This is a genomic window from Rummeliibacillus sp. NPDC094406, assembly GCF_044763875.1.
In the GTDB taxonomy this organism is placed as follows: Bacteria; Bacillota; Bacilli; order Bacillales_A; family Planococcaceae; genus Rummeliibacillus.
In genome coordinates, this window is record NZ_JBIWGZ010000005.1 from 267,322 (window position 1) to 284,860 (window position 17,539).

General features: G+C 34.3%; 16 protein-coding genes. 3 read left to right on the forward strand and 13 right to left on the reverse strand.

The genetic code is table 11. The features are described 5' to 3' along the window. Positions 1-99: 99 nt before the first annotated feature. Positions 100-780, reverse strand: a complete 681-nt coding sequence (locus tag ACIQ4I_RS15030; RefSeq protein WP_403097435.1) for a GNAT family N-acetyltransferase — start codon at positions 778-780, stop codon at positions 100-102. Positions 781-795: 15 nt separating this feature from the next. Then, positions 796-1,905 carry a mandelate racemase/muconate lactonizing enzyme family protein gene (locus tag ACIQ4I_RS15035; RefSeq protein ID WP_403097352.1) on the reverse strand — a complete coding sequence of 370 codons (1,110 nt, stop codon included), beginning with the start codon at positions 1,903-1,905 and terminating at the stop codon, positions 796-798. Positions 1,906-2,004: 99 nt separating this feature from the next. On the opposite strand from ACIQ4I_RS15035, the gene ACIQ4I_RS15040 reads away from it, so the two are divergent. Then, positions 2,005-3,249, forward strand: a complete 1,245-nt coding sequence (locus ACIQ4I_RS15040; RefSeq protein ID WP_403097354.1) for a hypothetical protein — start codon at positions 2,005-2,007, stop codon at positions 3,247-3,249. A gap of 77 nt (positions 3,250-3,326) precedes the next feature. Here ACIQ4I_RS15040 and nhaC read toward each other — a convergent pair whose 3' ends face one another. The 3 genes from nhaC to ACIQ4I_RS15055 all read right to left on the reverse strand — a co-directional run bounded on the left by nhaC (position 3,327) and on the right by ACIQ4I_RS15055 (position 6,407). Next, entirely contained in the window at positions 3,327-4,772 is a 1,446-nt protein-coding gene (gene nhaC, locus ACIQ4I_RS15045; protein ID WP_403097356.1) for a Na+/H+ antiporter NhaC, read from the reverse strand. A 244-nt stretch (positions 4,773-5,016) separates the two neighbouring features. Beyond that, positions 5,017-6,111 (reverse strand): amidohydrolase, encoded by a 1,095-nt coding sequence (locus tag ACIQ4I_RS15050; RefSeq protein ID WP_403097359.1) that lies wholly within the window; start codon positions 6,109-6,111, stop codon positions 5,017-5,019. 161 nt (positions 6,112-6,272) lie between these two features. Beyond that, positions 6,273-6,407, reverse strand: a complete 135-nt coding sequence (locus tag ACIQ4I_RS15055; RefSeq protein WP_397536882.1) for a hypothetical protein — start codon at positions 6,405-6,407, stop codon at positions 6,273-6,275. A gap of 143 nt (positions 6,408-6,550) precedes the next feature. On the opposite strand from ACIQ4I_RS15055, the gene ACIQ4I_RS15060 reads away from it, so the two are divergent. Then, positions 6,551-6,832, forward strand: coding sequence for a hypothetical protein (locus tag ACIQ4I_RS15060; protein WP_403097361.1), 282 nt, complete (start codon positions 6,551-6,553; stop codon positions 6,830-6,832). Positions 6,833-6,844: 12 nt separating this feature from the next. Here ACIQ4I_RS15060 and ACIQ4I_RS15065 read toward each other — a convergent pair whose 3' ends face one another. From ACIQ4I_RS15065 to ACIQ4I_RS15095, 7 genes are all read right to left on the reverse strand, one after another. Beyond that, complete coding sequence (locus ACIQ4I_RS15065) at positions 6,845-8,482, reverse strand: hypothetical protein (protein WP_403097363.1); 1,638 nt, start codon at positions 8,480-8,482, stop codon at positions 6,845-6,847. Next, positions 8,469-9,230: an ABC transporter ATP-binding protein gene (locus ACIQ4I_RS15070; protein ID WP_403097438.1), complete on the reverse strand. Its 762-nt coding sequence runs from the start codon at positions 9,228-9,230 to the stop codon at positions 8,469-8,471. Before ACIQ4I_RS15070 ends, ACIQ4I_RS15065 begins: the two co-directional genes overlap by 14 nt. Positions 9,231-9,421: 191 nt before the next feature. Further along, a complete protein-coding gene (mprF, locus tag ACIQ4I_RS15075) occupies positions 9,422-11,968 on the reverse strand; it encodes a bifunctional lysylphosphatidylglycerol flippase/synthetase MprF (protein ID WP_403097366.1) in 2,547 nt (848 codons plus the stop codon). 184 nt (positions 11,969-12,152) lie between these two features. After that, the gene (locus ACIQ4I_RS15080) at positions 12,153-12,968 is read right to left on the reverse strand and encodes a 3D domain-containing protein (protein WP_403097369.1); all 816 of its coding nucleotides are present in this window, start codon (positions 12,966-12,968) and stop codon (positions 12,153-12,155) included. 583 nt (positions 12,969-13,551) lie between these two features. After that, positions 13,552-13,920, reverse strand: a complete 369-nt coding sequence (locus tag ACIQ4I_RS15085; RefSeq protein WP_397536877.1) for a helix-turn-helix domain-containing protein — start codon at positions 13,918-13,920, stop codon at positions 13,552-13,554. A gap of 116 nt (positions 13,921-14,036) precedes the next feature. Continuing rightward, positions 14,037-14,519, reverse strand: coding sequence for a PaaI family thioesterase (locus ACIQ4I_RS15090; RefSeq protein ID WP_403097440.1), 483 nt, complete (start codon positions 14,517-14,519; stop codon positions 14,037-14,039). A 175-nt stretch (positions 14,520-14,694) separates the two neighbouring features. Then, positions 14,695-15,819: a sensor histidine kinase gene (locus tag ACIQ4I_RS15095; protein WP_403097371.1), complete on the reverse strand. Its 1,125-nt coding sequence runs from the start codon at positions 15,817-15,819 to the stop codon at positions 14,695-14,697. A gap of 546 nt (positions 15,820-16,365) precedes the next feature. Between ACIQ4I_RS15095 and ACIQ4I_RS15100 the strand changes: the two genes are divergently transcribed. Beyond that, the gene (locus ACIQ4I_RS15100; RefSeq protein WP_397536874.1) at positions 16,366-16,872 is read left to right on the forward strand and encodes a ferritin; all 507 of its coding nucleotides are present in this window, start codon (positions 16,366-16,368) and stop codon (positions 16,870-16,872) included. A gap of 118 nt (positions 16,873-16,990) precedes the next feature. Here the strand turns inward: ACIQ4I_RS15100 and ACIQ4I_RS15105 are convergent, their stop codons facing one another. Further along, positions 16,991-17,467 (reverse strand): hypothetical protein, encoded by a 477-nt coding sequence (locus ACIQ4I_RS15105; protein ID WP_403097373.1) that lies wholly within the window; start codon positions 17,465-17,467, stop codon positions 16,991-16,993. Positions 17,468-17,539: the final 72 nt, after the last annotated feature.

Below are 17,539 nucleotides of genomic sequence, written 5' to 3' on the forward strand. Positions count from 1 at the left end.
GACTTCTTGATGTAATTGTAACTTGTTTTGGCGAATCATTCATCTTTAAAAGAGGCACCGCATAGTCGAAAAATCTCACTGATGCGATGCCCTATATTATTATTTTCTATAAGTAATAAACCACTGACCATCTTGTTCAAACATATCCGTTCCAAGAAAGTCTTCTTTTAATAATTGTTGTTGCCCCGTTTTATCAGACATTAATAAGGCTCTAGTTTCTGTAAATGTTAGCTTTTCCTCATTTAAATTTTTGTAGAAAATATAGCGAAGTTTATTGCCATATTTTTCTTTTAGTCCAGCTACGAGTAGCCCTTGAGAAAACTTATCTTTCAAACTTGGGATATTTAGTGGTTTTACTGTCGCACAAATATAATCGAAACGGCTTAAATCGACTTGATCCATAATAATTTGGGCCATCTTTTTTTGCAGGCCATAGCCACGATATCTCGGTGATACATTAGAAATCTCTTGATAGAGTACACGTGACAGTTTTTCCTCAGGGATACCACAATCTCTTCCTAAATGTTCATCATCAATGATTGGCTCAAGTAATGCTCGAAATGCGATCAATTCATCTTCTACATATACTCCAATCATTAAACCATGGTCATTTAAAATATAGCTAAATTCTTCTTCGCTAAGAGGTTGCAATGTATTTTTATCAGGTAATGAAGCACATACCTCAGCTTGTAATTTTTCAAGTTGCGGTATATGGTTCATTGTTAATATTTCAACAGTATATGGTGTTAATCCTAGCAAACCCTCTGCAATAGTAGTCATCATATTACTTCCCTTCTAGCGAACAATGCATGAATGACGGCAAAGTTCTTGTATCACATTTTCATCTACATCAATACCTAATCCTGGTCGTTCATTTAAGCAAATAAATGGGACATCATAGTGAAGGTTTCCAACATCTTTAGAGAATTTTAGTGGCCCTGTTAATTCGACGCTCTTCATAATCTTTTTCGAAAATGCTACGTGGAAGCCTGCTGCTGAACCGATTGAAGATTCAACCATAGAGCCTACTTGGCACTCAATCCCCGCCATTTCCGCCATATTCGCAAGCTTCATAGCAGGATAAATACCGCCACATTTCATCAATTTGATATTCACTTTATCGGCCGCACGTTTTGCGATAATTTCACGCATTTCTTTTGCACCGTGTAATGCTTCATCAATCATCAATGTCACATCTGTTTTAGACTTTACTTCAACCATTGCATCGATATCATCTGCATCTACTGGTTGTTCTAGCCAATCTAAGTTAACGTCACGTAATGCACGTAAACCTTTTAAAGTAGTTGAAGCATTATGCCAGCCTTGGTTGACATCTACACGAATATCGATATCTTCTCCAACTTTTTCACGTACCGCTTGAATTCTTTCTACATCTTTCATGACTTCTGTACCGACTTTCATTTTGAATGAACGATACCCCATTGCGACACGTTCAGCAGCTTCGTTTGCCATTTTTTCAGGAGTTCCAATACTTAACACATGGGTAATTGGAAATTTCTCGTGATAACGACCACCTATTAATTGGTAAATAGGGACATTTAACTTCTTACCTGCTATATCGAAACAAGCGATGTCGATTGCTGCTTTGGCTGCAGGTACTTGATAAACGGTTTTATCCATCAATTCATGAATTTTCTCAAAGCCCAGAGGATCATGACCAATTACTGCTGGTGCTAATTGATGTTTTAAGACCATATAAGTACTTTCCCAAGTTTCACCCGTTACATGCTCGTCAGGTACTGCTTCTCCGTAACCAATAATCCCTTCATCGGTTGTCATTTTCACAATAATAGAAGGCATTGTGTCATAAGTGTCGTAACTAATTATAAACGGTTCAATTAAGGGTAATTCAATTGCATAAATTTCCACTTCAGTTATTTTCATGATCTCCCACTCTTTTCTTTACAAAATTATTTTCTCTTGATATAGTTGTCGTTAAATAGTCGCTATTAATGATAAAAAAATAATAAAGGATTCGATATAATGTCTACTAAAATTGCAGTCATTAGTTCTCTTGCTTTTAGAGATCGTTTAATAAGTATCGCACAAGAAGTTGAGAATATCCAATTAGAATTTTACATCTATAAGACTCCAGATGAAACACCTATGTTAATGAAACAAATAAAACCTTGTGATGTATTACTATTATCTGGTACATTGCCTTATTTATACGCAAAGCCATTATTATCTAGCTGGCCAATTCCATGGACATATTTACAACAAGAAGAGTTTGCTATATCAACATCACTATTATCAGTATTAGCAAATAATAACTTGCCACTTTCAAAAATTTCAATTGATGTGATGAACATACAACACGTACGAAATATTGTAAATGATATTCATTATGAAGGGCCATTACCATTTATACAAGAAATTCATATCGACAAACCATTTGATCATATTTTCCGTCATCATAAACAATTATGGCAAGATAAAAAAATTGGCTTTGTTATTACAAGTATTCACAGTATTTATGATGCACTTACTGCAGAAGGAATTCCGGCGATGCGAATGCATGATTCAAATAGCTCTATCAAACGTCGTTTGGAGCAAACAAAAGCATTGTCGAAAATGACAAAGTCAGAATCTGCAAAAGCAGTTGTAGGTGTACTAGAATTTCTTGAATCCATAGAAGATTATCAACTTGTTTTACAACGAATTGTAGCAACTACACATGCATCATACCAAAAGCTTGATGACAAACATTTTGAATTATTTACTACATTTGGACATATCCAAAATGCTTTTCACCACAATCTATTAGAGTCATTTTTTAACATTAGTAAACATCCAATAAAACTAACATTTGGTTATGGTGGATCCATTTTAGAAGCACAAAAAAATGCAAGACAAGCATTAAAATTCGCAACACCCAATTCTGTTTTCATTATGAATGAAAACAAAGAATTGCAAGGACCGTTTCCTAAAGAGCCTACTACGTTATCCTTGCAAACAAAGGATCCCTATGTGCTGCAAATGGCAAAAGAAACCAAGTTGAGCCCGCTTAATATTTCCAAGATTATGGCTTTTAGCGTCTCCAGACAATCTTTACAATTCACCGCTCTCAATTTAGCAGAATACTTACAAGTTACTCGTAGAACAACTGAGCGTATTTTAAAAAAATTGGTGGAACACGGCTATGCTAAAGTAGTCGGTGAAGAAATGTCTTATCAACAAGGACGTCCCCGTGCTATTTACGAACTTAATTTCTCAACTTATCACTAAATAATTTTTATAATCAGTATAAGGGTGGCTTAAAAGCGGTTTTTACACTTTTAAACCACCCCTTTTGACATTGACCATTAAACCGGTACTGAAGATAAATTCTCTTCCGTTTCTGAATTACTTTCTTCATTTTTTAATGCTTCCATTTCTTCTGGAGATAGTTTTACAATCGTAAATCCTGTGTAAGCATATATAATCGAAATGATTGGAACCGTATAATTTAAAATAGCATAAGGTGCGTATTCTGCTGCACTAACCCCTAAAGTAGCCAGTATAAATACACCACAAGTATTCCATGGGAAAAATACCGATGAAAGCGTACCCCCATCTTCTAAAGTACGAGAGAGATTCTTTGAATGTAGACCACGTTTCTTATAAACATTGATAAACATGCGTGATGGAACAACGATGGAAATATACTGTTCTGAACAAGTAGCATTTGTTGTAATGCACGAAGCAATTGTTGCTGCAATTAGACTTCCCGTCGATTTCGCTGCTTTAACTACTAAATTCATCATAGAATTCAACATACCAGAAAATTCAAGTATACCTCCAAAGGTCATGGCAACAATGGTCATAGAAACAGTTAACATCATCGAATCTAAGCCACCACGGTTAAATAAATTATCCACCATTTCATTGCCTGTTTGGATTTTAAATCCTTCTTGTAATGCATTAACAGCCGTTGAAACAGATCCACCCTGTATAAATATTTGTGATAGGAAACCAATAATAATACCAATAATTAGAGCTGGAACTGCTGGTACTTTTTTTGCAACTAAAACAATTACAATAACCGGTACAAGTAACAACCAAGGACTAATGACAAAACTATCCTGCATGACTTGTAAAGTAGTTTGAATCTCTTTTGTATCCATGCCGACATTAGCAAAACTTCTCCCCAACCACGCAAAGACACCAAGAGAAATAATTAAAGCTGGTATCGTTGTATAGAGCATATGTTTAATATGATCAAATAAATCTGTATTGGTCAAACCGGATGCTAGGTTTGTTGTATCAGATAAAGGCGACATTTTATCCCCAAAATAGGATCCTGAAATAACTGCTCCCGCAATCATTGGTGCAGGAATTCCCATACTCAAACCAATCCCCATACCTGCAACACCAATTGTTGCCATTGTAGACCAAGAGCTCCCAATCGCTAAAGATACTATCGAACAAATTAGTAAGATTGTTACAAGAAACCAAGCTGGTGAAATCATTTTTAAACCATAGAAAATCATTGTTGCAACAACTCCGCCACCAATCCACGCTCCAATCGTTAATCCAACCAGCATAATAATTACAATAGCAGGAAGTGCTAACTTAATTCCCTTGTACATCATTTCTTCAATTTCAATCCATTTATAGCCGTGTTTCCAAGTTACAATTGCCGCTACAATCGTACCTACAATTAATGGTACGTGTGGACTTTGTTCTAAAACAACCACCGTAACAAGCATCGTAATAATCATTATGGTAAAAGTAAATATTGCCCATCCTGCACTGATTTCTTTTTTCATCCTCTCATCTCCTTATAAATTTCTGAATAGTCGTTATATTGTCGTTAATATGAATATTTTATATTTTACTAGTTTATTAGTCAATCACACACTTCCAACACATTCGAGATAATGCATTTGTTTTCGAAGAAAGAAAACGCTTACAAATAATTAATAACTAATTTTCTTCATTTTGTATAATTATTCTTTCAGACAAATAAAAACCCATCTAACAACTATCGTTAGATGGGTTCAATCAAAATAATTAAGGTTTTTTAACTAATACAGTGGCCAATATTTTTGACGCATCCAGCAATGCTTCATGATTGAATGTCATTTTAGGGTGATGTAGCCCTGGTGCTAGATTCGCACCTATCCCAATCATTGTTGCTTTTAACTCAGGTTTTTTAACAGTATAGAAATGGAAATCATCACTTCCAGGTGTAATTACATGGGGAGCCAAATGTTCTTTCCCCACTGTTTCAATAATGGCTTGTTCTGCCATTTTTGCTGCTTCGTCTGAAACTTCAGCTCCTGGAGTATAATCAACCCATTTCCAGCTTATGTCGATTTTGAATTGTTGTTTAATTGCTCCTATACCTTGCTCAATCTTTTCTTGGAGCTCATTAAGGACAGCATTTTTCTGTGCACGAATATCCATCGTAAAGGTTGCAGCGCCAGGGATAATATTCATGCTTCCCCCATCAGCTACAATCTTTGTAAGCTTTGCAGAATGTGGCTCAAATGGTGAAACATAAAAGCTTTTGACCATTTGATGAATGGCCATCACGACATCAATCGCGTTTTGCCCTTGATGTGGACGTGCACCATGAGCATCTGTGCCACGAACTTCTCCTTCAAGGAAGATGGCAGAACCGTGATGAATAGCAGGTGATACTTCACCCAATTTCAATTCTTCAATTGGTCGTAAATGTACACCAAATAGATGCGATACCCCATCCACTGCACCATGTTCAAATGCAGCAACCGCACCATTTCCTTGCTCTTCAGCAGGTTGGAAAATAAATCTTACTTTATGTGTTAGTGATTGATCTTTCAATCGTAATAATGCACCAAGTACCATCGACATATTGGCATCATGACCGCATGAATGGTTGGCTTTCCACTCGCCATCCACTTCTTGCCATAATGCATCAATGTCTGCACGGACTGCGACAATTTCCTCTCCTTCACCGATTTCAGCAACAAGCCCAGGAACGTCACCGAATAATCGATAGGAAATATGTAGATCATCTAAAATACTCGCAATTTTCTTCGTTGTTTCATGCTCTTTCCAACTAATCTCTGGATGTTCATGAAAATAATCGAACCATTCTAAAATTTGTTCATCAACTGTCATTTTTCATACACCTCATTTGACTTACATCATACTGCAAAATGAGTTTTTTTCCAATAAATCTATCCAGCTTTTTATGAAGCCCAATCCATTATTCTTCATGCAGTATCAAAAGCATTCTTTAACCGTAAAAAAATACAGCCCTCTTCGGCTGTATCAACTATTTATAGCTCTGTAAAAAACCCCTCTGGATATTGTTCCATTTCATAAGGTTGCAATTCAGGGTACTTATTTTCACCTGTTGTCTGAAAATCATATTCTTCATCCAATAAATATGTTTCAAATTTTGACGGTTTCATCCGTTTCCCCCCCTAAATTTAATTGAATATTCTGATTTTTTAATCTTACATTATATCTAAAAGAAATTCAACTAAAACGAAACTTTTTCGTCTATAATTTTGTATATAATTAAATATATTCCAAATTAGAGAGGTGATTAGCATTGCAATTTGTCGTAATAATCGTATTCCTAGCTTTAGCATCAAATGTTATTAAAGTCATTGTAAAAAATAAAAATAAACGTTTAGAAATCGAACATTCCATATTAAAAGATGAGATTAAATTAGAGGAAATGAAGCAAAAAAATTATATACTTGAAACGGAAAAACTCAGATTAGAACTAAAACAAGTCCAAGGAATCTCCTCTACAAAAGATGGACTTCTAAATCTAAAACCGATTGAGCCAGACCCACAATTAGAGCCAAATCCTATCCAATTTAAATAAAGCCAAGAGTGCTTAAGCATTCTTGACTTTTCTTTTTCCAAACGAAGACTTCCAGCCTCCAAATATAACAGCGATTAGCAGCACTGCATAAAAAGCTAATCCATATTGCAAATGGCTTAACCCTAGATGCACTAACACTAAAATTCCCAATAATAACATCGAACCTAATAACCTAATTGTACCGGTATCTTGTGTTGCTTCAAGAGAGCTTGAAAATGGATAACGCTCTTTACTACCCATTACATAGGAAATCCATAATAATAAAACGGATATCAGCAGCATAATACCTACGCTTGGCAATATTCTCCACGAAAAAATAGCTACAAAGAGGCCACTGACAACGATAAATAATGGCAAAAATAGCTTCACATAACAAGCTTTTAATGTTGCACTATAGAAAATTCGATCATCCGCTACAGGTGCGACTCTGTAAATCCAGTAGCTCTTATATTTATCAGAGAACTTTAATAGATGAACTATTGAAGGAAGCATGATCATTGTAAAATATAAAACCATCATACTACCATTTTCTTGAATAGCTTTTATTGAAAATGAGCGTGATGTATTAAATAAAAAGACAAATGGCATAACTAGCGAAAACCCTATTTGTGGATATGCCTTCAGTTTAAATGAACGTTCCCTACTCATCATCAATGAAGCAAAATTGAAAAATACTCGTTCTTGCGGATCGCTGCATAATATCTTTGACCAAAAATTTGCCCATATATGTGTTTTTCCTCTTTGTCTTGAAGAATCACTTAATAACTTTGATAGATTACGCTCAAAAGTAGGCATTAGTTTTACATATAGAACGATGGACAATATTGGCATTAAAATACCAAGAATACTTAATAGCAATAGCTTTCCTGTCCAAGCTTGATGCAAAACCATTTCCATAAACGCAGAATACCAAAGGGGTGGTAGGAAAATATGCCACCATGCGAATTGATAAGTCACTGCAACTTGAGTTAGCTCAAATGAACGAGCCATAAATTGATAACCGACCATAATGGTAACAGTTAAGATAATTTGTACATAATTAATCAGGTCTTTTAATTTTTCACCACTAAAGAATCGTAAAATAAATAAATATATTAATGCTGTTAATACGACGATAAAACAGTTTAATAGAGCTGCCATCACAATAAACAACACGCCAAAAAGTATACCAAAACGGATGGCCCCAACTACCAGTGGTACGATAATAAGGGCACAATTAAGCATTGATAGGTAAATAACGATATGCATGATTTTCGCAGCATTTAATGTACGGTTATTGATTGGCTTGGGCTGCAGTATATTTTTATCCCTTATATCTAAAAGCACTGCTGAAAAATCGGAAACCATTGCCGTCATTGCAATAAACATTAAAACCGTGAAGGCTATCCCCATAGAAAACATATATTGCGAGGGGAAAAATAGAAATGGAGTTATTCCTAATGCACCATAAAGCACGTAGATCCACAGTGAACGTAAAAACTGATTCTTTCCATTCTTAGGCTTTTGTGAATTGAACATAGCTGGTGTACGACGTGTATCCATCGTTAACTTCAACTGTAGAATTCTACGCATCGATGTATAGTCGATATTAAACCGTTCAAAAAGAACTCTAAAAAGATCCATTACCTTTAAAGATTTATAATCCTTCATCGACATGCCCACCTTTTACAACTGAAACAAAACGTTCTGCTATCGCCTCTTGTTCATTAAATCCAGTCATCTCGTTGAAAATCTCTTCTAATGTTCCTTCTTCACTTTGCTCCTGCAACTCTTCAAACGATCCATCTGCTACAACTTGCCCACCATTTAATAACACGATTCGATCACTGATTTTCTCTACAACCTCCATAATATGAGATGAGTAAAAAATCGTCTTCCCCTGCTCCGCAAGTTTTGCTAAAATTTCCTTTACGATTAATACACTATTCGCATCTAAACCACTTAAAGGCTCATCGTAAAATAATAAATCTGGGTCGTGTAGCAAGCTGGAAGTGATTAACACCTTTTGACGCATTCCTTTTGAAAAAGAGGATAAACGTTGGTGAAAGACATGATCTAAACCAAATTCCTGTAATAGTTTTAATGCCTTTTCTTCTGACTCCTTATGATCTAAGCCGTACATTTCTCCAGTAAAGGTTAAAAATTCACAAGCAGTTAGTTGATCATAAATCTCTGCTGTTTCTGGTACATAGCCAATACGTTTTTTATATGTAAAATCTCCACTCGCTAAATCTTGACCAAAGATTTCAATTTTCCCTTCATAGCCTTCTACTAAGCCAAGCATTAGTTTAACGGTTGTACTTTTACCCGCACCATTTGGACCGATATAACCGATAATTTGCCCCTTTCCGACCGTTAAGTTAATCCCATTTAATACTTGCTTATTACCAAAGGACATTTTCACATCTTCTAAACGTAAAATGATATCTTGCAAAATCTACACCTCTTCCTTTTTAACTCAAACTTTTCGTTTTACATATATTCAATAATTTTCAATTTATGCATGATTAGTTTAACATAACGTTATGACGATTGCAGTTTGGTTTGATGTTTAAATTTTCGGGCCTAAATAAAAAAGAACCCAGTTTCCTAGGTTCTTCTTCTAGATTGTTTTGCTTCAGATACTTGTTCTCTCATTGTTGAATATTTATTATCACCAATTAGCATCATAATTTGCAAAATTGTAAATGGCAGAAAAACGCTCTTACGATAAGCAAGATATTTGGGCTTCCAGTCATTTACAAATTTTTCTTTAAAACTTTGGATATCTCGGAAATTATAATAATCCTGTCCATCTACTAATATTTGAGTCCCAATTTTTTCATTTATGCCAGCAAAACGTGAAACACCAACATGAGATAATGGTGTCATACCTACATTTAACCGCTTAAACCCTTGATCTTTAGATGCTGAGAAAATAGTTAAAAATAAATAGTCCATCGCTTTATCGGGTAGTTCTCCTTTTTTAGAACGCATCAAATCAATTGTTACCGTGCACTCTTCATCATAAAGAGGAATAAGATTAGCAAAGGCTTCAATTTCAAGATTATTATTTCTCAACACAGCAAGAGGTGTAAATTGTAAATAGCCCTCGTTAAAATAACCTAGCGAAAAACCTTTTTCCTTTCGATTATCGAGCCATTCATCCGAAATACTCCGTAACTGATTCAGTATTTCTGCAGAATAGGGAGGGTGCAATATTTCACATGAATAACCTTCTTTATGAAAGACTTCATTTACTTCTTTTTGTAAATCGATATAACCTTCTTCTCCAAGTTTGAAAAAGCGATAACCATATCCATGTAGGTACGGCACAAATTGATCACTAATATCATAGAAAATAGGTGTGTATCCATAAGAATCTGCAAAAGCTACAAATTCTTCAATAGCTTCTTTGAAATCTCCCTTTTCCCCAACTAGATCTCCAAGTACGACAAGTTTATCTGCGATTTCTTGATAAGGGAATAGAACCGTTTTTTTCTTATTCCAATACACATACTTATCATGAAGGAAAATTAAATGGGATAATTCCTTACCGCCATACTTTTTAAGGTGTAGAAAAATTTCCTCCTCATAGTCTAATGAAGATATCTTGTTATACTGCGTAAGTTTACGCAAAGAAACTTCAAAAATCACTACTATTATGATCACGATTAGACCCATAAATGCACTTTTAAATAAATCCTCTGAATCTGTTGTCAAAAATGGTTTTAGTTTTTCTGGAATAGAGTATTTTACATACGGGTTCGTGAATAAACCAATAATTATATAAAGCAACAAAATAACTAGAATAATAATTGTATTTAAAATACTGCGTCCCCATGTCACAATATAACTTTCTCGATAAAATCGACCACGTGATAAAAATAATAAACCTGCTACAAATAGCATAAACAGTGCTTGCTTATATTGAATCCCTTTGATGATAAAAAGTGCCGATGCAAAAATTAAAACAAATACGGTCATACGATAAGAGCTTTTGTCTTTATAAGAGATACCATTTGATAATGCAAGTAACACAAAGCCTGTTGCAACTGCTAATTGATGCGAAATACTCACAACAGGAAATGACATTAATTCTTTCGCATATCGAATACGCTCAATGGCTCCAGGAGCTACTGATGAAACAAGAAGTACAAGACCCGCCAAAAATACAAGCGCAGTTGCTAATATATGGCTCGTTTTCTCCAAAAAGAATCTGGGAATTGCATTAAAACCTACATTGAATTTCCCCCATAATTCACGAATAAATAGCACAAGTCCTGCTAAAAATGGGATGACAAAGTAACCAATTCTATAAAATAACAACAGAACTAAAATCGATTCATTTGGAATTTGCAAGCTTTGAGCTCCCCATATAAACACCAAATCAAATGATCCAAGCCCTCCAGGAATCATACTCACTATCCCTGCACATGAAGCAACAATAAAAATCGGAATAATATTTGCAATACTAATTGGAACATGTAACATAAACACTAATATCATCATAAATGTAAATGCGCCAAGCCACTCTAAAATAGAGACACCTAACAAAGCGACGTCACCCAATACCCGGCGATTAGTCGTCGTTCCTTTAATCGATTGCACAATTGCCTTTACAGTAAGAAATGGTACATATAAACCGATAACCCCTGCTGCAACAACTAATATTTTATGATCTTTAAACATAGGAAAATCCCGATAGAAAATAGGTAATATCCAAGTGAAAAGTGAAATTCCTGCAAGATAAAATAATGTGACAGACGCAATCGTTTTGAAAAAAGTGGTACTATCCACTTCTTCCTTCTTAAAATAGTGAGTTCGTAATAATACTCCGACAAGACCTCCGAATCCAATCAGATTCGAAAACGAATTAATAATTAATGACTCTTTCATTAAACGTCTTAATGGTCTTTGTAGCTTTAATTTTTTAATAATAAAATAATCGTAGAAAAACATAGGGAATACTAGTATTAGAGGGATCACAGCCATTAATGTGACTGTTCTGACATCTAAGGATTCTAATTTATTAGCAATTTCGCGACCATTAACATTTCCTAAAATCTTACCGATTTCATGAATTGCAAAGATCATCAACAAAATTGGTAAAATGATTTTTAGCCATTGAACAAGCGTCGATTTATTGATTTTCATCCACATCCACCTAATTTTCTAATCTTCATATATTCTACTATACAATTATGACAACATTTATGCAGTTAACATTGCTTAATTTCATCATTTTTTCAAAATAAAATAAAAAACGCCCTTAATGATTTTTCACATTAAGAGCGTTTCATATCAATTTGAGGACTTATATCCATAAGTTATTATTTACTTAATCTAATACTTTAATGGTAACTGTACGTACACCCCAGCTATTAGCTTGGCTATTATTAGGCATCAACAAATCAATTCTATTTCCCTTGATTGCACCGCCAGTATCACCAGCAATTGCTGTACCATATCCTTCAACCCATACCTTTGAACCCAATGGAATAACTCTAGGGTCAACTGCGATAACTTTCATATTCGGATTTGCTTTTACATTAATACCTGTTGCAGTTACACCTGAACAACCGGCACAATTTGGTGTATATGCTGTTGCTGTAACTGTCATGGTCTTTCCTGACGATTGTTGTGCAGACTGACTAGTTGATGGCTGTGTATTAGTCGTTTGTTTATTAGTTGTTTGTTTATTAGATGTTTGAGTATTTGTTGTTTGAGTATTTGTTGCTTGTGTATTAGCTGGTGTTTGATTGTTCGAATCAGAAGCGACTTTCACATTATGTGAATCTCCTGATAACGCAAGTGTTTGGCCTACATAGATTAGATCACTATTAAGATTATTATTAGCTTTTAAATCTTTAATAGAGACCCCTGTTTCTTTTGAAATTTTAAATAAAGTGTCACCTTTTTTAATAGTATATGTTTTAGCTTTAGAGCTAACTTCTAGCTGTTGTGAAGGAACAATAACGTCTGATTTTAATTCGTTCCATTTTTTTAAATCTTGTACGGATACATCTTGATCTTGAGAGATATTCCAAAGTGTATCACCTTTTTCCACTTTGTAACTAGCAGCTGATGCTTGAGATGTCAAAGCTGCTGTTCCTATTGCGAAAACACCTGCTAGTGCAATTAAATATTTTTTCATCGTTTAAAAACGACCTCCTTTGTACTAACACGACTAACTTTACCATCGTCACATGTCATAACTATTTCTAATCGATGTACACCCTATGACAATCGTGTTACATTCTTTGCCAATTTTCTGATATTTAATACATTAAGTTTAATATTTTTTTTGAGATATTTTCATAGCTATTGATATGACTGGGTTAGTAACGTGTGGAATATATTAACTTTTACGCGAAAAAGATTTAGTATATTTTTTACAAAAGAAGAAGTGATTTCAATAAACACCCTAAAATATTTTTAATTTTAGTTAAAAATCGGCTAAAATCATGCTAAAAAACTGCTTTTTCACCCTGAAATATTACAAAACCTTTTCTTTATTATGGTAATTTTCCTATTTTAAAGGATTAACAAGCATAATATACTAAAATGTTCTTTTATTTCGCCGAAGATAGTTTCTTCTATTAGAAAAGAAAAAGGAGTTATACAAAAGAAAATCTTTTGTATAACTCCTCACGATTAAATTATTATAAAGTTATCAGTCCAGTATCTAATTAGAAACGAAAAACTTCGCTCTATTTACTATTAAAATTATTCTACTTCTATAATGATACTTCTTTTTGCAATGCTTTTAATTCAGCTAAAGTATAAAGTTCCCATAAATCCTTTTTATCCAGTTCATGTAATAAAACACTCAACTCATTTAAAATAGCATTGCGCTTTTTAGGAAACACCTTTTCCCCTTTTGAAGGTGTTTCATCAAGCATATTAAGCAACAATTCGTCAGCTGATACTTGTAGAATATTGCTAAGCTTGACAATCCAGCTAGCAGACGGTACACTTTCGCCCATTTCCCAACTTTTGATACGGCTTGCGGATGTACCAATGGCTTTTCCTAACGATAGCATTGAATACCCATTTTGAATACGTAGCTCTTTTAACTTTTCACCAAAATCTTGTGGATTAAACATTCGCCATCTCTCCCTTGTGTTTGTCAGACTGATGTCAAGCGCTTACATAATGTCCAAATAGTGATTTTTAAAAATGACTTTCTTAAAAAGAATTTTCTTCTATAATAAATACTCCTTTAGCTTTTCAAAAAGCTTTTTGGCATGACAACAGCTACTACTTCAGCATTTGCTACATGAAGATCGCTTGCAAAAACTTGAATCATCACTTTAAATTTCTTAGGATGAATCTCTTCTACCTTACCGATCGCCTTTAACTGCACCCCTTGTGGCGTTGGCATTAGATAATCTACATGTAAAGATGCCGTAACGAAGCGTGGTGGTTCTACTCCGTCACCTGGTTTGTGACCATTTTTTTGATGCAATGCTAATGATGCTGACCCAGTCCCATGACAATCTATAAAAGAGGCTATAAATCCCCCATACACAAAACCAGGTATTGCTGTATACTTTTTATCCGGTTGTATGCAGGAAATTGTTAGGTCATCTTCCCAATAAGTTTTTACATGAATGCCTTCATCGTTTAAATGACCACATCCATAGCACCAAGCAAAATCATTTGGATAATCATCTTGAATTGCTTTACTATTCTCTTTGATCATACCCATTTCAACCTTTCTGTTTAAAATAATATTCACACTACTTACATTTCGACGTCAATTAAGTGAATCCTTTTCTTTTTAGTGAATTTTATCTTTAAAAAGAAAATATTATTCTTAAGAGAGAATTTTTCTATAAAAAAACCCGAATATCCACAAAGGTATTCGAGCGAAATAATTATTCTTTATTAGGTGCGATCACAATCGGCACTGTTATTCTCACTGTCGTTCCATTCTTTTCGCGTATTTCCAATTCACCATTTACAAATTCAACGCGTTCTTTCATACCATTTAAACCATTACATGATGGCTTTTTAGTGCTATTGGATAACCCGATCCCATTGTCACTAATAATGATTTCTATAAAATCGGCAGTTTGCAAGATGGCTATCTTACATTCTGTTGCCTGGCTATGACGCACCACATTATTAATAGCCTCTTTTAAACACATACTCAATGAGTTACTAAGCATTGTTGGAATCTTTTCGAACTGTGGATTTCCATCCATTGATAGCCTTATATTAGCCGCCTTTAAAATTTGCTGTACATGCGCTAGTTCCTCTTGTAATTTAACATTCTTCATATTCGATACCATTTCGCGTACTTCTTTTAATGCAATACTAGATGTTTGTCGAATATCATGAAGCTCCCCGATAGCAGCTTTTGGATTCTTCTCTACTAAACGAACAGCCAAATCACTTTTCAAGCCAATCATAGACAGTTTTTGTCCTAACGTATCATGTAAATCTCTTGCAATTCGTTGTCTTTCTTCATAAACGCTTAGTTCTGAAATTCGTGCGTTTGCCGTTTCTAATGCACCTTCAAGTTTTTTACTCTTACTTTCACTATAAAGATAAAAAGGCCCCAAAATTGCACTAAACAAAATTACTACTATTAAAGGAAGCTCTTGAACGAACAAATCTGTCTCTATAAAGAACCCACCAATAACTGAGCCAACAGTCATCGCAATATGAAGACCATACATAATGTAAAATCCTACTGTATGGTGGATTTTCCCTATAGAAAATGCTGTGAAAAAGGAAAAATATATATATCCAAATAATACTGTCATCCCAGCATTGATCACCATACCTAAAGCTATCCACATATATACAAGCCCATTTGTAGCGCTATAGGCAAAACGGAAGCATATTAAATACATGATTAATACCGCAAGAGCAATTGATCCTTCAAGCTTTTGTGATGAATGGAAAATTAAATAAAATGGAATCAAACAAAAAGCAATCCATGCTACCCCACTCATCACTGGATTTTTTGGAAAGACACTATACCATTTTGTCACGATTACAACTCACCGCCTTTTAGTTGATTTCATTATAGCAAAGTCTAAGTGTATCTATGTGACTTGACCATATAAATAACGATGAAAAAGGTGCTAGTATCATCTTTTGCATCAGCTTTCGACAAAATTATTTCTCGGGAAATTTTTTAAGACAAAATTCCACCTAATCACAATTTTTTCTTCACTATTAGGTGGATTTTCATTTAAATTGCAACAACAATATAATCATTGCGGCAAATGTTTCTGGGTGCAGTTCTTCAAAATACATTATATAATAATTGCTTATTAAATGATGTCTCCCATCTAATACCAAGCAAAAGCACCGTAAACAAAATATCTTACAATAATACAATGCACAAACATTGCGTAAAAATAAATCATTTTCATCCCTTAAATCCAATTGCGATTTATAGAATTAGGAATTGTCATAAATATAAAAAACATTACAAAAAAAGCAATATTTTTTCATTTTTTGAACCAATAGTTATGACCGTAGTATACTAGAGGGGAAATATTGACGTCATTATATTCTGAGGAGGAAAATTCATGTTAACTGAAACACTACACAATGCACTAAATGATCAAATGAACTTTGAATTTTATTCAGCACACACTTACTTAGCGATGGCAGCTTATTGTACTAGCGAAAACTACGATGGCTTTGCGAACTTCTTTTTAGTACAAGCTGAAGAAGAACGCTTCCATGCGATGAAATTGTACAACTTCATAAATGATATGGGCTATCGTGCAACAATCCAAGGATTTGAAAGTCCAGAAAATGATTTTCCATCTGTTTTAGAGGCATTTAAAACTGCACTTTTACATGAAAAAGAAGTAACTCGTCGAATCTATGGACTTTCTGATATTGCATTAGATGAACGCGAGCATGCTACAATGGCATTCTTAAAATGGTTTATTGACGAACAAGTTGAAGAAGAATCTACATTAGATACACTTATCCACAAATTTGAACGAATCGAAAATGATTCAAATGCTATCTTCATGTTAGATTCTGAATTAGCAGGTCGTACATTTACCGCTCCTGAAGCATAAAAATTCCAAAAGAAAAAGCATGATGTTGAATGACAAACGATGTCACAGCATCATGCTTTTTGCATTATTCTATCAAGTTATCGAGAGGCACCCTTTAAAATCTTTAAAGATAGACGTTTCATTTTACACGATTTAATAATTTTTGTGTATTCTCTGATTGCTCAAGTACTTTATTTTGTTCTGGCCAATAGATTACATAAGTATTGCCTTTTACATCAAACAAAAATGGCTGTATTTCCTTAGAAACTGATGTATTTTCGCCTGTCAAACGTAATATTTCAACAGAATAAAGCGCTTTATTATCCCTTTTATAAGTAATCTTGTAATCTGGATCTTCTGCAAATACCTTGCGATCTCCTTTTTCCAGTTTATCAACATGGCTTAAAGGATATTGTTCTTTGTACTGATCTGCTTCTTTTTTTGTTGACCATACGACTTTGTCAGCGCTATCTTTTACCTCGATTTGATTGACGCCTTGCTGTTCATTTATTATTGAATTTATTTGTTGTTTTTGCTCTTTTTGTTTATGTGCTCCCCATCCGAAAACAATAAGCACAACCGCTATCAGGATGAGTGAAATTCGCATTTTCTTCATATTAAATCCTCTTTTCATGTATTATCAGTAGCCCTCACTTCAACACTCAATACAAAAGCCCGATTCTACTAA

What these genes read in the sequence shown, in the direction of transcription:
- ACIQ4I_RS15030 (WP_403097435.1), bottom strand. Translation starts at nt 780, where the DNA reads ATGACTACTATTGCAGAGGGTTTGCTAGGATTAACACCATATACTGTT.
- ACIQ4I_RS15035 (WP_403097352.1), bottom strand. Translation starts at nt 1,905, where the DNA reads ATGAAAATAACTGAAGTGGAAATTTATGCAATTGAATTACCCTTAATT.
- ACIQ4I_RS15040 (WP_403097354.1), top strand. Translation starts at nt 2,005, where the DNA reads ATGTCTACTAAAATTGCAGTCATTAGTTCTCTTGCTTTTAGAGATCGT.
- nhaC (WP_403097356.1), bottom strand. Translation starts at nt 4,772, where the DNA reads ATGAAAAAAGAAATCAGTGCAGGATGGGCAATATTTACTTTTACCATA.
- ACIQ4I_RS15050 (WP_403097359.1), bottom strand. Translation starts at nt 6,111, where the DNA reads ATGACAGTTGATGAACAAATTTTAGAATGGTTCGATTATTTTCATGAA.
- ACIQ4I_RS15055 (WP_397536882.1), bottom strand. Translation starts at nt 6,407, where the DNA reads ATGAAACCGTCAAAATTTGAAACATATTTATTGGATGAAGAATATGAT.
- ACIQ4I_RS15065 (WP_403097363.1), bottom strand. Translation starts at nt 8,482, where the DNA reads ATGAAGGATTATAAATCTTTAAAGGTAATGGATCTTTTTAGAGTTCTT.
- ACIQ4I_RS15070 (WP_403097438.1), bottom strand. Translation starts at nt 9,230, where the DNA reads ATGTCCTTTGGTAATAAGCAAGTATTAAATGGGATTAACTTAACGGTC.
- mprF (WP_403097366.1), bottom strand. Translation starts at nt 11,968, where the DNA reads ATGAAAATCAATAAATCGACGCTTGTTCAATGGCTAAAAATCATTTTA.
- ACIQ4I_RS15080 (WP_403097369.1), bottom strand. Translation starts at nt 12,968, where the DNA reads ATGAAAAAATATTTAATTGCACTAGCAGGTGTTTTCGCAATAGGAACA.
- ACIQ4I_RS15085 (WP_397536877.1), bottom strand. Translation starts at nt 13,920, where the DNA reads ATGTTTAATCCACAAGATTTTGGTGAAAAGTTAAAAGAGCTACGTATT.
- ACIQ4I_RS15090 (WP_403097440.1), bottom strand. Translation starts at nt 14,519, where the DNA reads ATGATCAAAGAGAATAGTAAAGCAATTCAAGATGATTATCCAAATGAT.
- ACIQ4I_RS15100 (WP_397536874.1), top strand. Translation starts at nt 16,366, where the DNA reads ATGTTAACTGAAACACTACACAATGCACTAAATGATCAAATGAACTTT.
- ACIQ4I_RS15105 (WP_403097373.1), bottom strand. Translation starts at nt 17,467, where the DNA reads ATGAAGAAAATGCGAATTTCACTCATCCTGATAGCGGTTGTGCTTATT.